This window comes from Bradyrhizobium sp. CB2312 (assembly GCF_029714425.1).
In the GTDB taxonomy this organism is placed as follows: Bacteria; Pseudomonadota; Alphaproteobacteria; order Rhizobiales; family Xanthobacteraceae; genus Bradyrhizobium.
Map to the genome: position 1 here is coordinate 5,160,017 of NZ_CP121668.1, position 20,978 is coordinate 5,180,994.

A 20,978-nucleotide genomic window follows, 5' to 3' on the forward strand; every position below is an offset into this window, starting at 1 on the left:
ATCATGATCAATTCCGATCCGCCGACCAGCCCAGCCGCCGCCGACCAGGCCGTCGAGGAGGTCGTGGCGCAAGGCCCCTCCGGCGCGATCGTGCTTGCCGGCATCGCGACCGCTTGCGTCGTCGCGATGTGGCTCGCCTTCTACCTGTTCGTGTTCCTGCCGCGCGGGCCGCTGCAATGAGTGTAGAAGAAACCCATGAAAACGGCAGCGCCAGCGCTGAGGTCGCGGCCCGCGTCGAGCGGCGCTGGGCCACCATCGCGGTGATCATCATCGTGGCAATGGCGCTGCTGGCGGCCTTCGCCGGCATCCATCGTGCGACCATGCCACAGCCGCGCGTCGAGACCACCGATCCCTCGCGGATCCATCTGTCCGGCGAATTCGTCGAGAGCAATCTCGGCAGCGTGCTGGAGGCCAATGGCAATGTCACCGTGCGCGCGATCGGCCAGCAATATTCCTTCACGCCGGCCTGCATCGTGGTCCCCGTCGATACGCCGATCACGCTGCGCGCCACCAGCGCCGACGTCGTCCACGGCATCCTGGTCCAGGGCACCAACATCAACACCATGCTGGTGCCGGGCTACGTCTCCGAGCAGCTGATGCGCTTTACGAGGACCGGTGACTATCTAATGCCCTGCCAGGAGTTTTGCTCCTTCGGCCACGAGGGCATGTGGGGCAAGGTCAGGGTGATCGACAAGACCGAATTCGCTGATCGTGCGAAGGGCGGCGGGAGGCTGAGCTGTGTTGGCCAATAGGAAGCTCATTCTCGCTCATTTCTGGCTGGCCTTCGGCGTGTTCGGCGTCGCGCTCACGCTCGGCGCCTGGCAGATGTTCATCCGCAGCCCGATCGGCACCTGGCTGTCCAACCCCGAGCTCTATTACCGCTCGCTGACCGCGCACGGCACGGTGATGGGCTATGTGTTCCCGACCCTGGTCGCGATGGGGTTTGGCTATGCCATCAGCGAATCCGCGCTGGAGCAGCGCCTCGTTGGCGTGCGCTGGGCCTGGACCGGCTTCTGGCTGATCGTCATCGGCAGCATCATGGCGGTGATCCCGATCGCGCTTGGCCGCGCCTCGGTGCTCTACACGTTCTATCCGCCGCTGATCGGCAACGTCTTCTACTATCTCGGCGTCGTGCTGGTCGTGGTCGGCTCCTGGATCTGGGTCGCGCTGATGTCGATCAACCTGCGCGTCTGGCGCAAGGCCCATCCCGGCGCGCCGGTGCCGCTGGCGATGTTCGCCAATGTCGCAGGCTCCTATTTGTGGGCCTGGACCGCGGTCGGCGCTGCGCTCGAGCTGCTGCTCCAGATCATTCCGGTCGCGGCGGGGCTGAAGAACACGATCGATGCCGGCCTCGCCCGCGTCTTCTTCTCCTGGACGCTGCACGCTATCGTCTATTTCTGGCTGGTGCCGACCTACATCGCCTATTACACCCTCGTGCCGCGCGCGATCGGCGGCCGGATCTATTCCGACACCATGGCGCGGATCTCCTTCATCCTGTTCCTGGTGGTGGCGATGCCGATCGGCATGCACCACACCTTCGCCGATCCGCAGGTCGGCGCCGGCTTCAAGTTCATCCACTCGGCCTTCACGGCGCTGGTCGCGCTGCCGACGCTGTTGACCGTGTTCACGATCTGCGCCTCGATCGAGATCGCGGCGCGCCTGCGTGGCGGCCGCGGCCTGTTCGGCTGGATCAGGGCCCTGCCCTGGGACAATCCAATGCTGCTGGCGCTGGCATTCTCCTTCGTCATGCTCGGCTTTGGCGGCGCCGGCGGCCTCATCAACATGAGCTATCAGCTCGACGCCTCCATCCACAACACGCAGTGGATCACGGGCCATTTCCACCTGATCTTCGGCGGCGCCATCGTGATCATGTATTTCGCGATCGCCTATGATCTGTGGCCGCACCTTACGGGCCGCGAGCTGATCGATGTCCGCCTGATCCGCACCCAACTCTGGCTGTGGTTCATCGGCATGATCGTGACGACCTTCCCGTGGCACTGGGTCGGCATCCTCGGCATGCCGCGCCGCATGGCCTATTTCGACTTCGGCGACCCCGCGATCGCGCCGCAGGCGCTGTCCGTGACCTTCTCCGCGATCGGCGGCTTCATCCTGCTTACGTCAGGCATCCTGTTCCTGGTGGTCCTGGCGCGCGGCATGCGGGCGCCGCAGGCCGATGCGGGGCCCTATCGCTTTGCGCTGGCAGTGCATCAGCCGACCACCGTGCCGGTCGCGCTCAACACCTACGCACTCTGGGTGGCACTGATGATCGGTCTCACGCTCACCAATTACGGCTATCCGATCGTGACGCTAGCGCTGACCGAGGGCACGTCAGTGCCGGCCGTCTATGTGGGAGCGCAGTGATGAGCGCGCGCGACCTCTTCACCTTCAGCAACTGGCATTTCACAAGAAGCGTCGGCATCACCGCCGTGATTCTGGTCGTGACGGCGATTGTGGGCTTCATCGTGCTGCCCTTCGCGCAGCCATGGGTGCAGTTCGCCAACGTCTGGGATGCGATCTGCAGCGCTGCCGGCGTCCCACAGCGCTCGGCTAGTGTCGCAGCGCCCGAGCAGGCAAAGCGCCTGTCGGAGGTCGTGCTGACCTCGCACACGCTGGCGCGCCCGAGCCAGGAGGCGATCGGCCGTGGCGCCACGCTGGCGCAGCGCTGCGCCATTTGTCACGGTCCGACCGGCATCAGCCGCGCGGATTCGCCCAACCTTGCCGGCCAGTATGCGGCCGTGATCTACAAGGAGCTGCACGATTTCCGCTCGGGCGCGCGCACGAATGCCGTGATGTCGCCGTTCGCCGTCAATCTGACGGACCAGGAGATCGCCGATCTCTCGAACTATTATGCGTACCTGCCGCGGCTGCCGGCCTATCACCCGACGCCGCAATTGCCGAAGCCGAACATCGTCATCTACGGCGCGCCGATGCGCGGCATCGCGCCCTGTGGCTCCTGCCACGGCAGCCTCGACAACAAGACCGGAAGCCCGTGGCTCGAGGGACAGTCCGAGGCCTACATGAAGGCCCAGCTCCAGGCCTTCGCCTCCGGCGAGCGCCGCAACGATATCAGCCAGCAGATGCGCAACATCGCCCGCGCCATGACGCCGCAGGAGATCGAGCAGGCTGCGGCGTACTACGCCTCGCAGCCGCCGGATGTGGTGAAGGCGGTGGATTGATCAGGACGACGCCAGCTTCGGCCGGCCGTAGATCGCGTCGGCGCGCTTTTCGAACGCCATCGAAAACCGCGCAAACGCCGCGTCGAACATCGAGCCCATCAGCATCGCCAGCATGCGGCTCTTGAATTCGTAGGAAAGGAAGAAGCCGACGTCGCAGACGTCTTTGCCGTCCTGTTGGCCTTTGGGCTCGAACGTCCAGCGGTTTTCCAGATTACTGAACGGGCCTTGCAGATATTCGACCAGGATCTTCAAGTTCGCGCGGTCGAGCGTAACGCGGCTGGTGAAGGACTCCTTGACCAGCTTGAACGACACCGTCATGTCCGCAATCAGCAACTCGGTGCCATCGGGCTTGGCCATGCGCTGGCGCACCTTCAGCGCGCTGCACAGCGGCACGAATTCCGGATAGCGCTCGACGTCGGCGACCAGATCGAACATCTCGGACGCGCTGTGATTGACACGGCGCTTGCTCGAAAATTTAGGCATGGCGGTTCAGCGGGCGCTAGCTGCCCGTGCGGCCTTTAGTTTGGCAAAGTCCTCGCCGGCATGATGGGACGAGCGGGTGAGCGGGCTCGCCGACACCATCAGGAAGCCCTTGGTGTAGGCGACCTTCTCGTAGGACGCGAACTCGTCCGGCGGCACGTAGCGCATCACGGCATGGTGCTTGCGGGTCGGCTGGAGATATTGCCCGATGGTCAGGAAGTCGACGTCGGCCGAGCGCAGATCGTCCATCACCTGCTGCACCTCGTGGCGCTCCTCGCCGAGGCCGACCATGATGCCTGATTTGGTGAAGATGGTGGGATCGAGCTCCTTGACCCGTTGCAGCAACCGGATCGAGTGGAAATAGCGCGCGCCCGGCCGCACCGTGAGATAGCGCGACGGCACGGTCTCGAGATTGTGGTTGAAGACGTCGGGCTTCGCCGCGACGACGACCTCGAGCGCCCCCTCCTTGCGCAGGAAGTCCGGCGTCAGGATCTCGATCGTGGTCGAGGGGCACGCGGCGCGAATCGCGCGAATGGTCTCGGCGAAATGCTGGGCGCCGCCGTCCGTGAGATCGTCGCGGTCGACCGAGGTGATGACGACGTGGGCGAGACCGAGCTTGGCCACGGCCTCGGCGACGTTCTGCGGCTCGGCCGCATCCAGCGCATTGGGCAAGCCGGTCTTGACGTTGCAGAAGGCGCAGGCCCGGGTGCAGGTGTCACCCATGATCATGAAGGTCGCGTGCTTCTTGTCCCAGCACTCGCCGATGTTCGGGCAGCCCGCCTCCTCGCACACCGTGTGCAGGCCGTTCGCCCGCACGATGTTGCGGGTGTCGGCATAGCCGCGGGTGTTGGGCGCGCGCACGCGGATCCAGTCCGGCTTCGGCGGCGAAGCGGAATCAGGGCGATTCACCTTTTCGGGGTGACGTGGGCGCAACGGGTTCGAGATGGTATCGACAATAACGACCATGGGCTGTCCGGTCTGTTCAGGTCCTACCTAGTCGGTCTGGCTGCCTGCCGCAACCCGGCTCGCCCTGCTTCAGGGAACATGGCAGATATGGGCAATATCCTGCTCTGTTCTCTGGCGATTCTCACCTCGAATGGCTCCAGTCTCGAAGACCTCCATCCCACGGCTCGGCAAACCGCTGAAGCGGGCCTTTTTCGACCGCGACGTCCGCCAGGTCGCGCCCGACCTGATCGGCGCGACCATGCTGGTCGACGGCGTCGGCGGGATTATCGTCGAGGTCGAGGCCTATCATCATACCGAGCCGGCAGCGCACTCCTACAACGGCCCGACGCCGCGGAACCAGGTGATGTTCGGCCCGCCCGGCTTCGCCTATGTGTACCGCTCCTACGGCATCCATTGGTGCGTCAACTTCGTCTGCGAGGAGGAAGGCTCGGCCAGCGCCGTGCTGATCCGCGCGCTTGAGCCGACCCACGGTCTCGCCGCGATGCGCCGCCGTCGCCATCTCCAGGACGTCCACGCACTGTGCTCGGGCCCGGGCAAGCTGACCGAGGCGCTCGGCATCACCGTCGCGCACAACACCCTGCCGCTGGACCGCCCGCCGATCGCGCTGCATGCGCGGACGGAGGATGTGGAGGTCGCAACCGGCATCCGGATCGGCATCACCAAGGCGGTCGAGCTGCCGTGGCGCTATGGCGTCAGGGGCTCGAAGTTTTTGAGCAAGCCGTTCCCGAAGTAGTTGTCGTTCCGGGGCGATGCGTAGCATCGAACTACGGTGCGCGCTTGCGCACCTGAGAATCTCGAGATTCGCAATTGCGCACCTGAGGTCTGGTCCTTCGGACCATCCCGGAATGACAGCGAGGCTACGTCGCCTGCTTGAGCCGCTCCAGCGCCTCCAGCAGCTTGGCCTTGCGGGCCAGCGCCGCCTCGCGCTTCTCGCGTTCCTCCTCGACGACCTCCTCGGCCGCGTTGGCGACGAACTTCTCGTTCGCGAGCTTCGACTCGGCGCGCTTGATGTCGGCGTCGGCCTTGCCGATCTCCTTGTCGAGGCGCGTGCGCTCGGCGGCGACGTCGATGACGCCCTTGAGCGGCAGCGCGGCCACTTCGCCGCGGACGAGGAGCTGAACCGCGCCGTCGGGCGCGCGGTCGGCGAAGGAGATGTCCGACAGGCGCGCCATCCGCTTGATGACGTCGGTCCAGCGCGGCGCGCGTTCCCTGGTCTCGGCCGAGGCGCCCGCGAGCACCAGCGCAGTCAGCGTTGCCGGCGGGATGTTCATCTCGGCGCGCACCGAGCGGATCTGCGTGACGAGGTCGATCACCCAGCCGATCTCGGCTTCCGCCTTGGGGTCGGTGAAGTCGGCATGATCGAAGATCGGCATGACCAGGGCCGGCGAGATCAGCGGATCGGTCGGCCCGGCCGCCGCGGCGAGCATCGCGAGCTGCTCCGGTGTCGGCGCGGCCGGCTTCAGCGGCCACGGCGCCAATGCGAGCAAGCCGTCGCGCTTGGCCGTCACCTCCCAAAGCTCTTCGGTAATGAAGGGCATGAAGGGGTGCAGCAGCTTCAGGATCTCGTCGCGCGCCCAGGCCACCATGGCGCGGGTCTCGTCCTTGGCGGGGCTATCCGGACCAAGCAACACTGGTTTTGCGAGCTCGACATACCAGTCGCAATAGACGTTCCAGACGAAGCGATAGATGCTGCCTGCGGCATCGTTGAAGCGATAGGCCTCGATCGCCTCGGTCACCTCGCGTGTGGTGTGCGCGCTCTCATGCGCGATCCAGCGGTTCAACGTTTCCTTCGCCTTGGCCGGCTCGAAGGCCTCGGGCACGGCGCAATGGTTCATCTCGGCAAAGCGCGACGCGTTCCAGAGCTTGGTCGCAAAATTGCGATAGCCTTCGACGCGGCTGGTGGCGAGCTTGATGTCGCGCCCCTGCGCCGCCATCGCGGCCAGCGTGAAGCGCAGGGCATCGGCGCCGTATTCGTCGATCAGGTTGAGCGGATCGATGACGTTGCCCTTCGACTTCGACATCTTGGCGCCCTTCTCGTCGCGGACGAGGGCGTGGATGTAGATGGTCGAGAACGGCACCTCCTTCATGAAGTGCAGGCCCATCATCATCATGCGGGCGACCCAGAAGAAGATGATGTCGAAGCCGGTCACCAACGCGTTGGTCGGATAGTAGCGCTGCACCTCCGGTGCATCCTCGGGCCAGCCGAGCGTCGAGAACGGCCACAGCGCCGAGGAGAACCAGGTGTCGAGCACATCCTCGTCACGCGTGATGAAGCCTTCGCGCTTGTTGCGGTCGAGCGCCATCTCGCGGCCCTGCTCGGCCGTGATGACCTCCTGCTCGACGTAATAGCCGAGCGCGTGGCTGACGGCCTCCTCCTCGGTCTCGGCGACGAACACCTTGCCGTCAGGCCCGTACCAGGCCGGGATCTGATGGCCCCACCAGAGCTGGCGCGAGATGCACCAGGGCTGGATGTTCTCCATCCACTCGTAATAGGTCTTTTCCCAGTTCTTCGGCACGAACGAGGTCTCGCCCGTACGCACCGCCGCGATCGCGGGTTTTGCCAGCGTCTTGGCGTCGACGTACCACTGGTCAGTCAGATACGGCTCGATCACGCTGTTGGACCGATCGCCGTGCGGGACCATGTGGGTGTGCGGCTCGATCCGCTCGACGAAGCCGAACGATTCCAGCCGCTCGACGATGCGCTTGCGCGCGACGAAGCGGTCGACCTTGTTGAACTCCTCGGCGAACTGCGAGGCACCTTCCGGCAGGCCCTTCAGATAATCCTCGTTGTCGAGGAGGTCGAGGCAGCCTTCCTTGTCGAGCACGCTGATACGGCGCAGGCCGTGGCGATTGCCGACCTCGAAATCGTTGAAGTCGTGCGCCGGCGTCACCTTGACCGCGCCCGAGCCCTTTTCCGGATCGGAATACTCATCGGCGACGATCTTGATCTTGCGCCCGACCAGCGGCAGGACGACGTTCTTGCCGATCAGCTTCTGATAGCGCTCATCCTCGGGATGCACGGCCACGCCGGTGTCGCCGAGCATGGTCTCCGGGCGTGTCGTGGCGACGACGATGAAGGTCGAGGGATCCTCGGGGCTGAACGTCTTGCCCTCGATCGGATAGCGCAGATACCAGAGGTGGCCCTTCACCTCGGTCTGCTGCACTTCGAGATCGGAGATCGCGGTCAGCAGCTTGGTGTCCCAGTTCACCAGCCGCTTGTCCTTGTAGATCAGGCCGTCGCGGTGCAATTCGACGAACACCTTGACGACGGCCTTCGACAGGCCCTCGTCCATGGTGAAACGCTCGCGCGACCAGTCGCAGGAAGCGCCGAGCCGCTTGAGCTGGTTGATGATGGTGTCGCCGCTCTCGGCCTTCCACTGCCAGACCCGCTCAAGGAACTTCTCGCGGCCCATCTCGCGGCGGCCGGGCTGCTGGCGCTCCATCAGCTGCCGCTCGACCACCATCTGGGTGGCGATGCCGGCATGGTCGGTGCCGGGCTGCCACAGCACGTCGCGGCCGCGCATGCGCTCGAACCGGCACAGGATGTCCTGGAGCGTGTTGTTGAGGGCATGGCCCATATGCAGCGAGCCCGTCACGTTCGGCGGCGGGATCACGATGGTGAAGGGCACTGCATCGCGGCGGTCGGGGCGACCGGCCTTGAAGGCTCGGCTGTCCTCCCACACCACGGACATGCGGGCTTCGATATCGGCGGGCTGGTAATTTTTCTCGATCATGGGGCTGCTAGAAAGCCGCGCGCGGGGGCCAAGTCAACGAAAACAAGTCCAGGGAAGGCCGGGCGGCAACGGGGCTTCCAGGGCGGTCGGCAGGCCGAACATGGCGCACAAGCGGGGCTTTATAAGGGCTACGGGCCGGCTGCTACCGGCCGCCGCGCGAGACCCGCTCGATTTCGGCCTTCACGATGCGTTCCACGAGGCCCGGCAAATTGTCATCGAGCCAGGATTTCAGCATCGGACGCAGCATCTCCTTGACCAGATCCTCCAGTGTCCGCGCATTGCTGCTCAGCACCGTGTGGGCCAGGGAGTTGAAGGCGGACTCGACCGCCGAGACCGTCGATTGCGCGAGGATCGGCTGCTGCGGCGGCAGCGGCGGCGCGTCGAAGTCCACCGGCGCGTAGGACGGCGAAGGCGCCGGGCGCGGCGGCGGCGATTCGGCGAATTCGAGATCGTCGCGCGGCTCGACCTTGCGGAAGCTCGGCGGTGGTGGGGGCGGTGTCGGCTCAACTGCCATCTCGTCGGTCAATTCGAGCACGTCGGGCTCAGGCTCGGGCTCCGGCTCCGGAGCACGAACCTCGGGCGCAGGCGTCGCCGCATCGAGCCCCGCCAGCAGCGCGTCGATATCGTCCTGGCTGTTCGGTCCGGCATCCGCTGCGGGCGGGGGTGGCGGCGGCGCCGGAGCCGGCTTCGCAACCGGCGGCGGCGCGGGCTTCTCAGCGGCGGGCTTTGCAGGCGCGACCTTGGATGGCGGAATGTCGTTGATCGCTTGCGGCTTCGGCGGCGTGGCGGGTGCCGCGGCCTTCTCGGGCTTTGCAGCGTCTGCCGGCGGCGGCTTCGCCTCATCGTCGGCAATGATGCGCCGGATCGAGGCCAGAATCTCCTCCATCGAGGGTTCTGTGACCTTTGCAGGCTGCGTCATCTCCGACTCCACATCATCAACGCCCTCGCATGCGTTGTTTTACACCAAGCACGACAGGATTGGCCGGTTCCGGACGAACGCCCCGACATTTTCGTCGCGAGAGCCCGACTTGTCCCCAGTTCACGGCTCAACGTGCGACGGTGCGCCCCTGCCCTCGGCACTCAAGCTTACGCACGCGACATCGGTGCGGGGCGAATCGACCCGCATCTTCTTGGCAAGGCTATGTCAGGGATTTTGATGATTGCAAGCAAAGCGCCGGTCGGCCTCAATTGTTTGCGAGGCCGACCGGATGCTTACGGGAAATCAGCGTCCGTCAGGCGTGCGCACGCCGGACCAGCTGTCGCGGACCTGCTGGTAGTGAACGCTCGGATCGTAGACCGTGGTAGAAAGGCCGAGGACCTGCGGCGCCAGACGGCCGACGGCGTTGAGCACCGAATAGGACGCCACGACGCGGTCATGCTGGGCAGTGACGAGCGCAACGCGCGCGTTCACCAGCGCTTGCTGCGCGTTCAGCACGTCGAGCGTGGTGCGCTGTCCGGCCTTTGCCTCTTCGCGCACGCCGTTCAGCGCGATCTCGGACGCCGTGACCTGCGCCTGCGCGGACTTCACCTGCGCCTTGCCGGCTTCCAGCTGGCCCCAGGCCTGCACGACGTTGGCGCGGGTCTGATCGCGGGTGGTTTCAAGATTCAGGCGCTGCTGCGCCAGGTTCTCTTTCGACTGGCGGATCAACGAATATTCCGTGCCGCCCTGATAGATCGGCACGGACGCTGTCGCGATGGCGGAAGCCGTATTCGTGCGGAAAACCTGGAGGGTCTGCTGGTAGGCTGTGCTGACCGCAGCCTGAAGCGTGACCGTGGGCAGCAGCGCGCCTTCGTTGATCTTGACCTGGAGAAAGTTGACGTCGATGCCGTACATCGCGGCCGTGACGTTGGGGTTCTCCACCAGGCTGAGATTGACCGCCGAGGCGATTGTCGAGGGCAGGAAACGATCGACCGGGGAGCCCGGGGCAAGATTCGTCGGTTCGTTGCCGATGATGCGGCGGAAGTTCGCGCGCGTCGTCGTGAGATTCGATTCGGCAGTCAGGGCCTGGGTCCTGCCGGCAGCCAGCTGCGCTTCGGATTGCGCGACGTCCGTGCGCGTGACCTCGCCGACATTGAAGCGATCGCGCGTTTGCTTGAGCGTCTGTTCGAGCACACGCACGTTGCTGCGCTGAACCTCGAGCGTTGCCGCGTCACGCAGGTAGTCCATGTAAGTCGTGGCGGCCTGCAGCAGGACCGACTGCTCGAGCACGCGCAACGCCTCGCGCGAGCCCGAGACCTGGCTCTCCGCCGCGCGCGTCCTGTTGGCGGTCTGGTTGCCGTTGTAGAGAGTCTGGTTGACGGTCAGGCTGGCGCTGTTCGGCTGCAGGACGCCATGGAAAGGCTCTCCCCTCTGCGCTGCCTGGGTATCCTGATATTGATAACCGGTGCTGAGGTTGAGCCCGACCCTCGGGCGATAACCCGACAAGGCCTGCGGCACGTTTTCGTCGGTCGAGCGCACCTGGGCGCGTTGTGCGTTGAGCTGCGGATTGTTCTGATAGGCGCGCACCAAGGCGGCCTCGATCGTGTCCGCCAAGGCAGGCGCCGGCCCTGCGAGCGCCAGCAGCAGGACCGAAACCGCAGCTCCGGTGAAGAGCTTCACCCCATGCATCCCAAAAATTCCGTTCATCTTAACGCCCGACTCGTGCCCGCGAGCTGGGTTACCGTCTACCGAGTGGAGTCGTTGCCCCGCCGCAACATAGGACGCGGATTGGCGCAACGGAACTACCTCAAGGCAGTTCCCGATGGAAACTCTTCACGTGCAGCATCCCGGCCACACTTCTGATTCAGAACGGTATTTTAACGCGCTTTGGGCCGTCAGAAGACGAAACTGGCGGTCCGCTCCAGCCCGGGAAGCACCGGGGCTGCGGCATCGAACAGCGCCCGATGGCCGAATTCACCGTGGGTACGGGTCACGATCATGGCCCGCGGCGGCTTGGACTGGGCCGAAACGCCGAGCAGACGGCCCCCCTCCCTCAGCTGCTCGAGCAGCCCTTCCGGCGTCACTTCGGTGGCGCCGTTGAGGATGATGACGTCATAGGGAGCGGCAGACGCATCACCCTCGGTGCAGGCCGCAGCCTTGCAGGTGACATTGGCGAAGCCAGAAAGGGCGTCCTTGGCCTTCGCGGCCAGAGCCGAATCGCATTCCGTCGCGGTGACCTGGCCCGCGAGCTTCGCGGCCAGCGCGGCGAGGTATCCGGTGGCGCAGCCGACGACCAGAACGTTGTCGCCCTCGCCGATCTCGGCGGCCTGGAGCAGCTTGCCGGTCAGCGCGGGCTTGATCAGGAAGCGCTTGGCGTCACCCACGCTCACGTCGAGATCGAGGTCGAGATAAGCCAACGCCTGCCGCGCCGCCGGCACGAACGCTTCGCGCGGAACCGTGAGCATGGCGTCGAGGACGCGGCGATCGGTGACGTCATTGGTGCGCACCTGGCCATCGACCATTTTGAGGCGCGCGGTCGAGAAACCGGACATTTGCGGACCCTGCAATGCGGACGATGCCGCGGACGGAAGTTGGCGGCATCTTTGGAACAGGCTCCGCGAAAACGCAACACGTCCGTGCGCCCGGGCAAGCCGCGGGCTGCGCAAGTCACGGCATGAGCGGACGCTGGACTATTCGATCGTGACCGCGAGCCGGCCGATCAGCGCGGCGACCTCGTCGAGCCGGGCCGAATCGGGCGTCTCGACCGCATGCGCCAGACGGGCAAGGCATTCATCGTCGCTGAGCTCGGGAAGGTCGGCCGGCAGAATCGAGGGGGCCATGTGGGCACGGTCGATCTGGATGTCGGGCATGGGAATCAGCTCCGTATGAGTCCGGCCCAGGGAAACTCGATTTGAATTGAGTCGATTTGGCGCCGCCCCCGTGGCGCGACGGCGAGCGTCCACACAAAAGCTTGAGCGATTCTGCGCCGGATCGAGGCGATCGGTGTTGAGACTGCGCTGAAGCAATGTCGCTCACCGCATCAGGCTGCGGATGTAACTTATTGCAAATGCGATGAAATTTGGCTCCCCGGGCTGGATTCGAACCAGCGACCATCCGATTAACAGTCGGATGCTCTACCGCTGAGCTACCGAGGAAAAGGGCGAACCAGTCGTTCGCGCGGGGTGCGTATAACAAAGCCGCTTGCGCTTGCAAAGGACGAATTCGTCGTCATCCGCAACGCGCCCGAGGAAGGGCCGCGGGGGGGCCCCTCCTCCGCGGCATGCGAGGTCAGGTCACTCGGCGACGAACGAGGTCGTCTTGGTGCCGGGGTCGTAGCGCAGCCGCAACGCGGTGAACTTGCAGAGATTGACGTTCTTCCACAGCACCGACTCGTCATAGTTCTGCCAGTCGACGCGGATGTTCCAGACACATCCCTCGTCATCGTCGTCGAACTCGACATAGGTGCTCGCCTGGTTCTGCAAAACCTTGTCGAGTTCGTTGTCCCATTCGTCCAGGCCATCGTCCGGCGCATTGAAGCCCAGGAATTTGATGGCATAGCCGGTCTCGTTGACGACGGTGACGTTGCGGGCGTCGGCCGCGAAGGCCGTCGTGGCGGCAAGCATAAGACCAGCGGCGATCAGTCCAGACAGAAAATGCTTCATATGAAATCCCCCGATCGAAAAAGGCTCCAGTGCCTACGTCGATCGGCGCAGGCGCCGCGGCAACCAATGGCGTTGCCTCAGGAAATTCGTCCGGAGTGCGATCGAAAGGCTCAACACGCGATCGATCCGCACTTCGGCACGTTGCGCGACGCGAGACGCGCAAGGGGTTCATATCTTTTCGAATTCTCCGCAGCAATGAATGAGCATTCATAGATCGGCGTTGTTTGTTTTCTCCGGTGCGGGCGCCGGCACCGCGGCGCCGTTGCTCTTTCCGGTGACCGCGCCGACCAGCGCTTTCACGGGATCGTCGCCCGGCGCAAAGCCGCTCTGGCGCAGGATCTCGTCGATCATCGGCCGCAGCGCGTGCACCTTGAGCAACTCGCCGGCAAGCCCTTCGCCGAAGCCGACGCTGCCGCCGCCCACGCCGCTACCATTGCCGCCAAAGGCGCCGCCGGTATGCAGGATGCGGACGTCCTTGAGGTTGGCGATCGGCTTCACCATCTCGGCCAGCGCCGACGGCATGGTCTCGATCCGCTTCTTGGCGATCTCGAAATCGATGACATTGTTGCCGAGCTTGTTCTGCGCCTCGTTCTTCATGGTGATGACGGCGGCCTCGGCTTCGCCGATGTTGCGAACACCGACCGCCTTGATCTTGTTGGACTCGGCTTCGGCCGTCGCCAGCGTCTTGGTGGCCTCGGCGCGATCAAGCGCGGCCTTCTTCTCGGCTTCGGCCGCGACGATCACCTCGGTCGACTTGCGTTCCGCCTCGGTGCGTGCGGCCAGCACCTGGGTGAGACGGGCGCGATCGGCGACCTCGACCGCGCGCGCAGTGACCACCTTTTCCTCCGCCGAGACGGCCACCGCTTCGGCCGTCTTGGCCTCGGCCACGGCCTCCGAGGTCTGCTTGCTCTTGGCCGCGATCTGGATTTCGTTCTCCTGCGTGGCGATCTGGATCTCGCGCTGCGCATCGGTCCTGCGCTTGTTGATCGCCAGATCCGACTCGATCACCGCGGTCTCCTTGACCTGCTTGGCGCCCGCCTCCTTCTCGGCAACCGCCCTGTCGGTGTCGATGCGGGCATTCTCCTCGGTCAGGCGCGCGGTCTGCGTCGCGGTCGCGACCTCGGCGCGGGTGCTCGCGGTCTTGTTGGCGATGTCGCGCTCCTGCGACAGCTCGGCCTCCTTCTTGGTCCGCTCGATCCCGAGCGTCTGCTGCCGCGCCTCGAGGTCCTTCTGTGCGATCGCGACCTCGTTGTCGCGCACGATGGCGTTGCGGTCCCGGCGGCGGGTCTCGGTGATGGTCTTGAGCTGGGTCAGGCCTTCGGCGTCGAAGAAGTTTTCCGGGTTGAAGAACTTGACGTCGGTCTGGTCCAGTTTGGTCAGTGAGACCGACTCCAGCTCGAGGCCGTTCGATTTCACGTCGGACTCCACGGTCGCCTGCACGTGCTTGACGAAATCCGAGCGCTTTTCCTGGAGCTCCAGGATGGTCATGGTCGCTGCCACCGACCTCAGACCGTCGACGAATTTTGCCTCGACCTGGTTGCGCAGCGCCTCGGCATCGTTGGTCAGTGCACCCAGGGTCTGGCTGGCGAGCGCAATGCTCTCGTCGTCGGGACGGACGCGGACGTAGAATTCGGCGACGATGTCGACGCGCAGGCGGTCCTTGGTGATCAGCGATTCCCGCTCCTTGCGTTCGACGGTGAGCCGCAGCGTCTTCAGATTGACGCTGGCATAAGAGTGGAAGATCGGCAGGATCATGGCGCCGCCGTCGAGCACGACTTTCTTGCCACCTAGGCCGGTGCGCACGAACGCCTCGTCGCGGGTGGCCCGCTTGTAGAGGATGGTGAAGACGATCCCGAGGACGACGATCAGCGCGACGCCGATCATGGCCGGGACTGCGATGTCGAACATGACTTTCTCCGCTAATGAGCTTGCTTGCTAGTCATCTGGAACGCAAGTTCGTCACATTAGTTGATAGCTCGAATCTCTACAGAGGAGAGAGCTTGTGGCGAATGCAGGTGAGCGAGGCCGGCCGATCGCGCCGTTGGTGCTTAGTCCGCCGGAGCGGGCGTACTTGGAGAGACAAGTTCGTCGTCATCGCGTTGCCCGATCGCTATCTGAGCGCTGCCGCGCGATCCTGCGGTGTGCGGATGGCTTGCCAAGCAAGTCTGTGGCTGTCGAACTCGGCCTCCACGAACACACCGTCGGCAAGTGGCGCCGCCGATTTTTGAAGGATCGCTGTGATGGCCTGCTTGACGAGGCCCGCCCGGGCCGCCCTCGAACCATCAACGACGATCAGGTTGCTGAGGTAATTGAGCGGACATTGCGTACAACGCCACCCGACGCGACGCACTGGTCGATCCGCTCAATGGCTGCGGAAACTGGCTTTTCCCACACCACGATCCGCCGAATGTGGACGGCGTTCGGCCTGCAGCCGCACCGCAGCCAGACATTCAAGCTGTCGAGCGACCCGCTGTTCGTCGACAAGGTCCGCGATATCGTCGGCCTTTACCTTTCCCCACCGAACCGAGCCCTTGTCCTCAGTGTCGATGAGAAAAGCCAGATCCAGGCCCTGGATCGCGAGCAGCCGGTCCTGCCGATGATGCCGGGCGTACCGGAACGGCGCACGCACAGCTATGTGCGGCATGGTACGACCTCGCTGTTTGCCGCGCTCGATGTCGCCTCTGGATTCGTCATCGGCAAATGCTACAAGCGCCACCGGGCAGTCGAGTTCTTGAAGTTCCTCAAAGAGATCGACGCTCAAGTCCCTGAAGGGATCGATGTCCATATCGTCATGGACAACTACGCCACTCACAAAACACCCAAGATCAAAGCGTGGCTCGCCCGTCGGCCGCATTATCATGTCCACTTCACGCCGACTTCCGCGTCATGGATCAATCAGGTCGAACGCTGGTTCGCTGAGCTCACCCGAAAGCAGATCCAGCGAGGTGTTCACACCTCCGTCAGGCAGCTCGAGGCCGACATCCGTACCTTCATCGACCTGCACAACAAAAATCCCAAGCCCTTCAAATGGACCAAGTCCGCAGACCAGATTTTGGCTTCCGTCAAACGCTTCTGCCACAAAGCCCAGCAGACTTTATGTGGCGAACTTTAGATTCACGTGACTAGCTGCTTAGAGTGGATTTGGACGGCTTGAGTTCATCGTCGGCCTTCACCGCCACGAAGCGGGTGCCGTCGCGATCGACCAGCAGGACCATGGTCCCCTGCGGCAATGGTCCCGATGCGGGCGCCGCGACCGCCCAGACGAAGTGCCTGTTGCCGTGAACGTCGGCGACGCTGACGCGGCCGGGCGGTCCCTGGTCGAGCGGACCGATGACGACCTCGCCAACGCGGCCGACGAGATCGCCGAGACCGACGGCATAGCTTTCATCCTTGGGAATGAGGCGCGCGATGGCACCGCTGGCGGCGCGGACCAGCGGCACCGACACCACCACGGCGCCGACTGACGCGACCGTCGCCGGCAAGGGACCGGCGACCATCCGCGCGATGTCCTGGATCAGGAAGCCGGTGATGGAGAAGGCGCCGAGGGCCAGCAGCAGGAAGATCAGCAGCGGCACGCCACCGACATTGACCCACGAGATCGCGTTGATCACGCCATTGTCGCTGGGGTGACTGAAATCGATGCTGGTGCCGAGCATCTCGCTCAGCGAGGCTCCGACCAGCATCGTGACCACTTCGATCGAGCCGACGATGAGAATCATGGCCGCCGCAACCGCGAACGGCCTGACCTCCGGCGCCATGACGTGTTCGAGCAGTGCGCTCATGACACGGCACTCAAGAGCGCGACTTCAGCCGCGCCAGCCTCGATGCAATCTCCTTGTCGCGATGGAGCGCACTGAGCTCGTCGATGTCGCTCGAATAGGGGATGCTGGCGGGCACGCCGGTGGCCCGCGCCACCGCCCTGCCCGCGCGCAGCGCCTTCGCCGCCGCGGAACTGCCGCCGGATTTGCGCGGCGACGCCGAAGCCTGGTGGCTGGCGTGCGCCTCGCTTTTTTCGAGGTCGGCGCGGCGCTGCTCGGCATCCTGGAGCGCCGACAGCACCGCGCGCAGCGAGGTCACGCATTGCTCGATCTTCTCGTTGTTCTCGTCGATGGCGCGGGAGAGCACCTCGAACTGCGCCTCCAGATCCATCTGCCGCGCGATGCCGGCACGGGCGAGATCGTCGCGGCTGTCGGCGATCGCCCCCTCGATCTTGGCGGCGAGATCGGTCATCTCGTGCTCGATCTCGGTGCGGCGGGCGTTGAGGCGGTATTCCTCGGCGCGTGCGGAGGCGAGCGCATCGCGCGCCTCGCTCTCGGCGCGCTCGATCTCGCGGATGGCCTGTCCAACCACCTTGATCTTGTTCTTACCTTCCGCCTGCTCGATCGCGTCGTAAGCGATCCCGGCGATCAGGCGCCCGACCCGGGACAGGAAGTTGTCGGGGGCGGCAGCGATGGTATCCATAGCGTTCTCCTCCTCTGGCAGACTGTTCGGCGTGACGCCGTAGTGAACTTCGAAACCGTCGTCGGTGCGGATCAGGTGCGCGGGCACGCTCTGGCCCCAGCCCTCGGCATAGCCGGCGTAGTCAAAGGGCACGCTGAAGCGCCCTTGCACGGTCGAAATCGAAATGGTGGCGGGCCCCTTGATCTTGGCGAGCTTGTCGTCGAGCGGCAGCCGCCGGCCCTGAGCGGCGCGATAATCGGCGCGGTCGCGCAGGCCGAGCGTCACTAGCCGCGAGGGCAGCGCGGTCTCTTTGCGGATCGGCTCATAGGCGTGGGCGTGCAGCAGCACGACGTTGGAGCCGACATTATGGGTCCGGGCGACTTCGTCCAGGATCTCCATCATGCGGTCATAGGCCTGGAATGTCGCCTCAATGGCGGCCTTGGCGGCCGGGTCAGGGGCAAGCCTGTAACGCAGCGCAGACGGCGCGTTTCGGGACGACGGGCTCATGGAAAGCACTAAAGCACCATTTTGGTGCTTTAGGAAGAGGAGGTGCAATCACGTTCCACTGATCCTTATGCGCTCTGTCGATTAGTCGCTGGCCGCCATCGGGGCGTTCAAGGGCGCGGGATCACTCCTAGATCACTGCCGATCAAGACTTCTTGCACGCGCGGGTTGCAATTTGAGGCGAAATGCAGGGAGCGTTCGGCAACGCTTTGTGCCGTCGTTCCCGTCTCGTCTCCTGGACGCGCAGCAACGGGTGTTTGCTTGTCGGGCAACAGAGGACTTGCCGATGGAGCGAAGCGGAATCCGGCTACGACGGCCGCCGGCACACCAGGTCGATCTCGATCAGCGCGTCATAGGCCAGGCCGGTAACGCCGACGCAGGTGCGGGCCGGCAGCCGATCTGACGGGAAGAACGTGCGGTAGGTCTCGTTCATCGCGGCGTAGTCTTCCTTGAAGCGCGTCAGATAGATGCGCGTCATCACGACGTGCTCGAGGCCAAGATCGAGGCCGGCGAGAACCACCTTCAAATTCTCCATCACCGCACGGGTCTGCGCGACGATGCCGTCGGGCAACACGCCCGGCGTCTGTGGCGTGTCCGGCATCTGGCCGGTGACGAAGACAAAGCCATCGGTCTCCACCGCGTGGCTGAAGGGCGCGACCGGCTTCGGTCCGCCGCTGATCATGTGGAATTTCACCTGCGATGTCCTTGTTAAGTCGCGTCCTGAAACAGACGCTTGCTGAGGATAGCGTGCACGCCCCAATTGCCGTCGACGACTTGCGTGACGCCGAAATCGACGGCCGCCGACATCAGCGCGATCGCCTCGTCCTCGCTGAGCCCTTTGACGTTCATCAGGAAGCGCCGCATCTTGCGAAAGGCATCCTTCATGGCGAGGTCGAGAGAGGATTTTGCGTAAACCTCGCTCTGGCCCTGCGCGCCGAACTCGGCGAGGTAGTTGGGGTGGCTGAAGCCGGTCAGCACCCAGTCGGTCGCGGTCTCGATCAGGGGATAGGAGAGATCGGCATAGGGCTGACCGGCGAGATCGGCCTTCTTGTGCAGGATCACCTCGAAGGTGCCAGTCATTGAGCATTCGATCGCGGTACCGCTGAGTTCGCCGTCGCCTTGAGCTGCGTGGGGATCGCCGACCGACAGCAGCGCGCCGGGCACGGAGACCGGAAGATAGACGGTCGCCCCCTTCCCCAGCCGCCAATTGTCGAGATTGCCGCCGAAATAGGACGGCGGCACCGAATCGACGAAATCGACCTCGCGCGGCGCCACCGCGATGACGCCGAAATGCGGCCGCAGCGGAATGCGGATGCCGTCGAGCACGGCATGTCGGCGCTTGATCGTGCCCGAGATGACGGGAACGCCGGGATAGTCGTAGGTGGTGTGGACGACGCCGAACGGATCGGTCTGCGGTTCCCAGCGGTAAGAATAGAGCGCGCGAGCGTGCGGCGCTTTCCCGTCGTCGAATATCTCGTAGATCGTGACGGCTTCGCGCGGCTTGGGGCCGCCGAGAAACTCGTTGTAGTGATAGCCCCACCATGCCGCGACGGAGGAGCCGAACACTCGACCGGCGTGGCCGGGATTGCGGCTCGCGCGCGGTACGATGTCCAGGATACGCACCTCCAGCACATCGCCGGGCTGGGCGTCCTTCACCGCAACGGGCCCAGTGCAGATGTGCACGCCAAACCCCTCGCCGGCACCGCGGCCGAACACGCTGGCATCCATTGGCCCGGCGCCGCGGCGATCGACGTTCTTCCTGTCGCGGGTCCAGCCGAACACGCTTTCGGCGCCGGCATCGCCTGCGATCATCATGTCGGGAGCGTCGGAGGCATGCTGCGTCAGCGTCTCGATGGTGATGGTCTCGCCGGAAGCAATCTCGATCTGCGGCGGCAGCGAGCGGCTGAAATAACCCCAATGAACACGGCTGGCCTCGACCGGGAGATGGTGGTGCTTGCGCTCAGTGGTCGTCCGTTCTTCGGTGCCGGGACGCGCAACGCTGCTTCGGGCCTCCACGCTCTGATGCGCGCGCAATTGTGCCAGCGCCTCCTGCGGCCAGCCGCGCTGTCCCGCCGCGCCATGCTGTGAGGTCGCCCGCTCCGCCTCCTGCTGGCGGAATTCGCGCGGCGGAAGGCCGAAACGATGGCGAAAGGCGCGGCTGAAATGCGCGGAATCGCCAAAGCCGTAAGCGTAGGCGATCTCCGAGATCGAGCGATGGGCCTCGGTCGGGTTGGACAGGTCCGCCCAGGCCCGCTGGAGCCTGCGCTCGCGGACATAGTGGGTAAAATTGTCGCCGACCGTCTCGAACAGTTTTTGCAAGTACCGCTCGGAAATCCCCTCGGCCTGCGCCACGCGTGCCGGCACCAGATCGGGATCGTCGAGCCGGCGCTCGATGGTCTGGCAGATCCGGTGCAGCAGCGCAGCCTGGGTCGCGCTCGATCCGGCGTCGGAGGCCGAGGCCGCGAGTTGATGCGCGAGTGTCAGCAGGAGATCGACGAGGGACTGCGCGACCGAATTCCATTCGGCATCGCTTAACGCGTCGAGCGTGCGGGCGGTGGCGTCCAACAGGCGTGAGAACACATCGGCAAAGCCGCTGGGCGGGACGACGCGGGGCTCGCCGAGCCGCGGCTTGCCCGAGAGCCGTCCGTGCAGTGCTTCTGAGGTCACCGACAGCACGACCGCGCGCATGTCACGCTGGAACACGATGCTCCAGTCGCCGCTGCGCGGCAGCAGCACGAGATGGCCGACGGGAACGATGCGATGGCCGCCAGCGCTCTTCAGCACCATGCCGTCCTCGACCGGCATCAGCGCGATCGGAAGGTCTTCATTCGCTTGCGCGAGCAGCGCGACGCTCTGCGCGCCCGCGGCCATGCGCGTCAGCGCGACGCCGGCGGCGTGACGATGCGAGGCGGTCGCGTGTCCGTCATAAAAGGAATGGCTGCCCGCCGGTTGCAGCCCGACCGCCGCCAGCACGTCCCGCCAGGCTTCGGGGCGGTCGTCTTGCGCGTAGGACTCGCTCGTGAACGGGCGGAAGCTCATCGGATCGACCCAGATTGCGGTCGATCGAAGCAACCTCCGTGCCAGCCGCACGCGATCA

General features: G+C 64.8%; 19 protein-coding genes and 1 tRNA gene. 6 read left to right on the top strand and 14 right to left on the bottom strand.

Features of this window, described 5'->3' with window-relative positions; translation table 11 throughout:
* Positions 1-3 precede the first annotated feature (3 nt).
* Genes QA642_RS25350 through QA642_RS25365 form a run of 4 tightly spaced genes read left to right on the top strand, consistent with a single transcriptional unit; the run spans position 4 to position 3,176 of the window.
* Complete coding sequence (locus QA642_RS25350) at positions 4-180, top strand: hypothetical protein (RefSeq protein WP_018641890.1); 177 nt, start codon at positions 4-6, stop codon at positions 178-180.
* Positions 177-752, top strand: a complete 576-nt coding sequence (locus QA642_RS25355) for a cytochrome C oxidase subunit II (RefSeq protein ID WP_283079280.1) — start codon at positions 177-179, stop codon at positions 750-752. The genes QA642_RS25350 and QA642_RS25355 overlap by 4 nt, the downstream gene beginning before the upstream one ends.
* The gene (locus tag QA642_RS25360; protein WP_283079281.1) at positions 739-2,361 is read left to right on the top strand and encodes a b(o/a)3-type cytochrome-c oxidase subunit 1; all 1,623 of its coding nucleotides are present in this window, start codon (positions 739-741) and stop codon (positions 2,359-2,361) included. Before QA642_RS25355 ends, QA642_RS25360 begins: the two co-directional genes overlap by 14 nt.
* Positions 2,361-3,176 carry a c-type cytochrome gene (locus QA642_RS25365; protein WP_283079282.1) on the top strand — a complete coding sequence of 272 codons (816 nt, stop codon included), beginning with the start codon at positions 2,361-2,363 and terminating at the stop codon, positions 3,174-3,176. The genes QA642_RS25360 and QA642_RS25365 overlap by 1 nt, the downstream gene beginning before the upstream one ends.
* On the opposite strand, the gene QA642_RS25370 is transcribed toward QA642_RS25365, so the two are convergent.
* Together QA642_RS25370 and lipA are read right to left on the bottom strand one after the other, a co-directional pair.
* Positions 3,177-3,659 (bottom strand): SRPBCC family protein, encoded by a 483-nt coding sequence (locus tag QA642_RS25370; protein WP_283079283.1) that lies wholly within the window; start codon positions 3,657-3,659, stop codon positions 3,177-3,179. It lies immediately after the preceding gene.
* Positions 3,660-3,665: 6 nt separating this feature from the next.
* Positions 3,666-4,622, bottom strand: coding sequence for a lipoyl synthase (lipA, locus tag QA642_RS25375; RefSeq protein WP_283079284.1), 957 nt, complete (start codon positions 4,620-4,622; stop codon positions 3,666-3,668).
* Between the two features lie 130 nt (positions 4,623-4,752).
* On the opposite strand from lipA, the gene QA642_RS25380 reads away from it, so the two are divergent.
* Entirely contained in the window at positions 4,753-5,355 is a 603-nt protein-coding gene (locus QA642_RS25380) for a DNA-3-methyladenine glycosylase (RefSeq protein ID WP_283079285.1), read from the top strand.
* Positions 5,356-5,479: 124 nt separating this feature from the next.
* Here QA642_RS25380 and QA642_RS25385 read toward each other — a convergent pair whose 3' ends face one another.
* The 8 genes from QA642_RS25385 to QA642_RS25420 form a co-directional block, all read right to left on the bottom strand.
* Entirely contained in the window at positions 5,480-8,356 is a 2,877-nt protein-coding gene (locus tag QA642_RS25385) for a valine--tRNA ligase (protein ID WP_283079286.1), read from the bottom strand.
* Between the two features lie 142 nt (positions 8,357-8,498).
* Positions 8,499-9,275, bottom strand: coding sequence for a DUF2497 domain-containing protein (locus QA642_RS25390; RefSeq protein WP_283079287.1), 777 nt, complete (start codon positions 9,273-9,275; stop codon positions 8,499-8,501).
* 303 nt (positions 9,276-9,578) lie between these two features.
* Positions 9,579-10,964: a TolC family outer membrane protein gene (locus QA642_RS25395; RefSeq protein ID WP_283086974.1), complete on the bottom strand. Its 1,386-nt coding sequence runs from the start codon at positions 10,962-10,964 to the stop codon at positions 9,579-9,581.
* 206 nt (positions 10,965-11,170) lie between these two features.
* The gene (locus QA642_RS25400) at positions 11,171-11,827 is read right to left on the bottom strand and encodes a methyltransferase domain-containing protein (protein WP_283079288.1); all 657 of its coding nucleotides are present in this window, start codon (positions 11,825-11,827) and stop codon (positions 11,171-11,173) included.
* 138 nt (positions 11,828-11,965) lie between these two features.
* Entirely contained in the window at positions 11,966-12,145 is a 180-nt protein-coding gene (locus tag QA642_RS25405) for a hypothetical protein (RefSeq protein ID WP_283079289.1), read from the bottom strand.
* A 210-nt stretch (positions 12,146-12,355) separates the two neighbouring features.
* Positions 12,356-12,430, bottom strand: a tRNA-Asn gene (locus tag QA642_RS25410).
* Positions 12,431-12,568: 138 nt separating this feature from the next.
* Entirely contained in the window at positions 12,569-12,937 is a 369-nt protein-coding gene (locus tag QA642_RS25415; protein ID WP_283079290.1) for a hypothetical protein, read from the bottom strand.
* Positions 12,938-13,144: 207 nt separating this feature from the next.
* Positions 13,145-14,845, bottom strand: coding sequence for a flotillin domain-containing protein (locus tag QA642_RS25420; RefSeq protein WP_283079291.1), 1,701 nt, complete (start codon positions 14,843-14,845; stop codon positions 13,145-13,147).
* A gap of 94 nt (positions 14,846-14,939) precedes the next feature.
* On the opposite strand from QA642_RS25420, the gene QA642_RS25425 reads away from it, so the two are divergent.
* A complete protein-coding gene (locus tag QA642_RS25425; RefSeq protein WP_080137402.1) occupies positions 14,940-16,049 on the top strand; it encodes an IS630 family transposase in 1,110 nt (369 codons plus the stop codon).
* Between the two features lie 10 nt (positions 16,050-16,059).
* On the opposite strand, the gene QA642_RS25430 is transcribed toward QA642_RS25425, so the two are convergent.
* The 4 genes from QA642_RS25430 to QA642_RS25445 form a co-directional block, all read right to left on the bottom strand.
* Positions 16,060-16,719: an OB-fold-containig protein gene (locus QA642_RS25430; RefSeq protein ID WP_283079292.1), complete on the bottom strand. Its 660-nt coding sequence runs from the start codon at positions 16,717-16,719 to the stop codon at positions 16,060-16,062.
* 10 nt (positions 16,720-16,729) lie between these two features.
* A complete protein-coding gene (locus QA642_RS25435; protein WP_283079293.1) occupies positions 16,730-17,893 on the bottom strand; it encodes a PspA/IM30 family protein in 1,164 nt (387 codons plus the stop codon).
* Between the two features lie 295 nt (positions 17,894-18,188).
* Positions 18,189-18,575: a RidA family protein gene (locus tag QA642_RS25440; protein ID WP_283079294.1), complete on the bottom strand. Its 387-nt coding sequence runs from the start codon at positions 18,573-18,575 to the stop codon at positions 18,189-18,191.
* Positions 18,576-18,589: 14 nt separating this feature from the next.
* A complete protein-coding gene (locus QA642_RS25445; protein WP_283086975.1) occupies positions 18,590-20,920 on the bottom strand; it encodes an acetamidase/formamidase family protein in 2,331 nt (776 codons plus the stop codon).
* Positions 20,921-20,978 lie beyond the last annotated feature (58 nt).

What these genes read in the sequence shown, in the direction of transcription:
- QA642_RS25350 (WP_018641890.1), top strand. Translation starts at nt 4, where the DNA reads ATGATCAATTCCGATCCGCCGACCAGCCCAGCCGCCGCCGACCAGGCC.
- QA642_RS25355 (WP_283079280.1), top strand. Translation starts at nt 177, where the DNA reads ATGAGTGTAGAAGAAACCCATGAAAACGGCAGCGCCAGCGCTGAGGTC.
- QA642_RS25365 (WP_283079282.1), top strand. Translation starts at nt 2,361, where the DNA reads ATGAGCGCGCGCGACCTCTTCACCTTCAGCAACTGGCATTTCACAAGA.
- QA642_RS25370 (WP_283079283.1), bottom strand. Translation starts at nt 3,659, where the DNA reads ATGCCTAAATTTTCGAGCAAGCGCCGTGTCAATCACAGCGCGTCCGAG.
- lipA (WP_283079284.1), bottom strand. Translation starts at nt 4,622, where the DNA reads ATGGTCGTTATTGTCGATACCATCTCGAACCCGTTGCGCCCACGTCAC.
- QA642_RS25380 (WP_283079285.1), top strand. Translation starts at nt 4,753, where the DNA reads ATGGCTCCAGTCTCGAAGACCTCCATCCCACGGCTCGGCAAACCGCTG.
- QA642_RS25385 (WP_283079286.1), bottom strand. Translation starts at nt 8,356, where the DNA reads ATGATCGAGAAAAATTACCAGCCCGCCGATATCGAAGCCCGCATGTCC.
- QA642_RS25390 (WP_283079287.1), bottom strand. Translation starts at nt 9,275, where the DNA reads ATGACGCAGCCTGCAAAGGTCACAGAACCCTCGATGGAGGAGATTCTG.
- QA642_RS25395 (WP_283086974.1), bottom strand. Translation starts at nt 10,964, where the DNA reads ATGCATGGGGTGAAGCTCTTCACCGGAGCTGCGGTTTCGGTCCTGCTG.
- QA642_RS25400 (WP_283079288.1), bottom strand. Translation starts at nt 11,827, where the DNA reads ATGTCCGGTTTCTCGACCGCGCGCCTCAAAATGGTCGATGGCCAGGTG.
- QA642_RS25405 (WP_283079289.1), bottom strand. Translation starts at nt 12,145, where the DNA reads ATGCCCGACATCCAGATCGACCGTGCCCACATGGCCCCCTCGATTCTG.
- QA642_RS25415 (WP_283079290.1), bottom strand. Translation starts at nt 12,937, where the DNA reads ATGAAGCATTTTCTGTCTGGACTGATCGCCGCTGGTCTTATGCTTGCC.
- QA642_RS25420 (WP_283079291.1), bottom strand. Translation starts at nt 14,845, where the DNA reads ATGTTCGACATCGCAGTCCCGGCCATGATCGGCGTCGCGCTGATCGTC.
- QA642_RS25430 (WP_283079292.1), bottom strand. Translation starts at nt 16,719, where the DNA reads ATGAGCGCACTGCTCGAACACGTCATGGCGCCGGAGGTCAGGCCGTTC.
- QA642_RS25445 (WP_283086975.1), bottom strand. Translation starts at nt 20,920, where the DNA reads ATGAGCTTCCGCCCGTTCACGAGCGAGTCCTACGCGCAAGACGACCGC.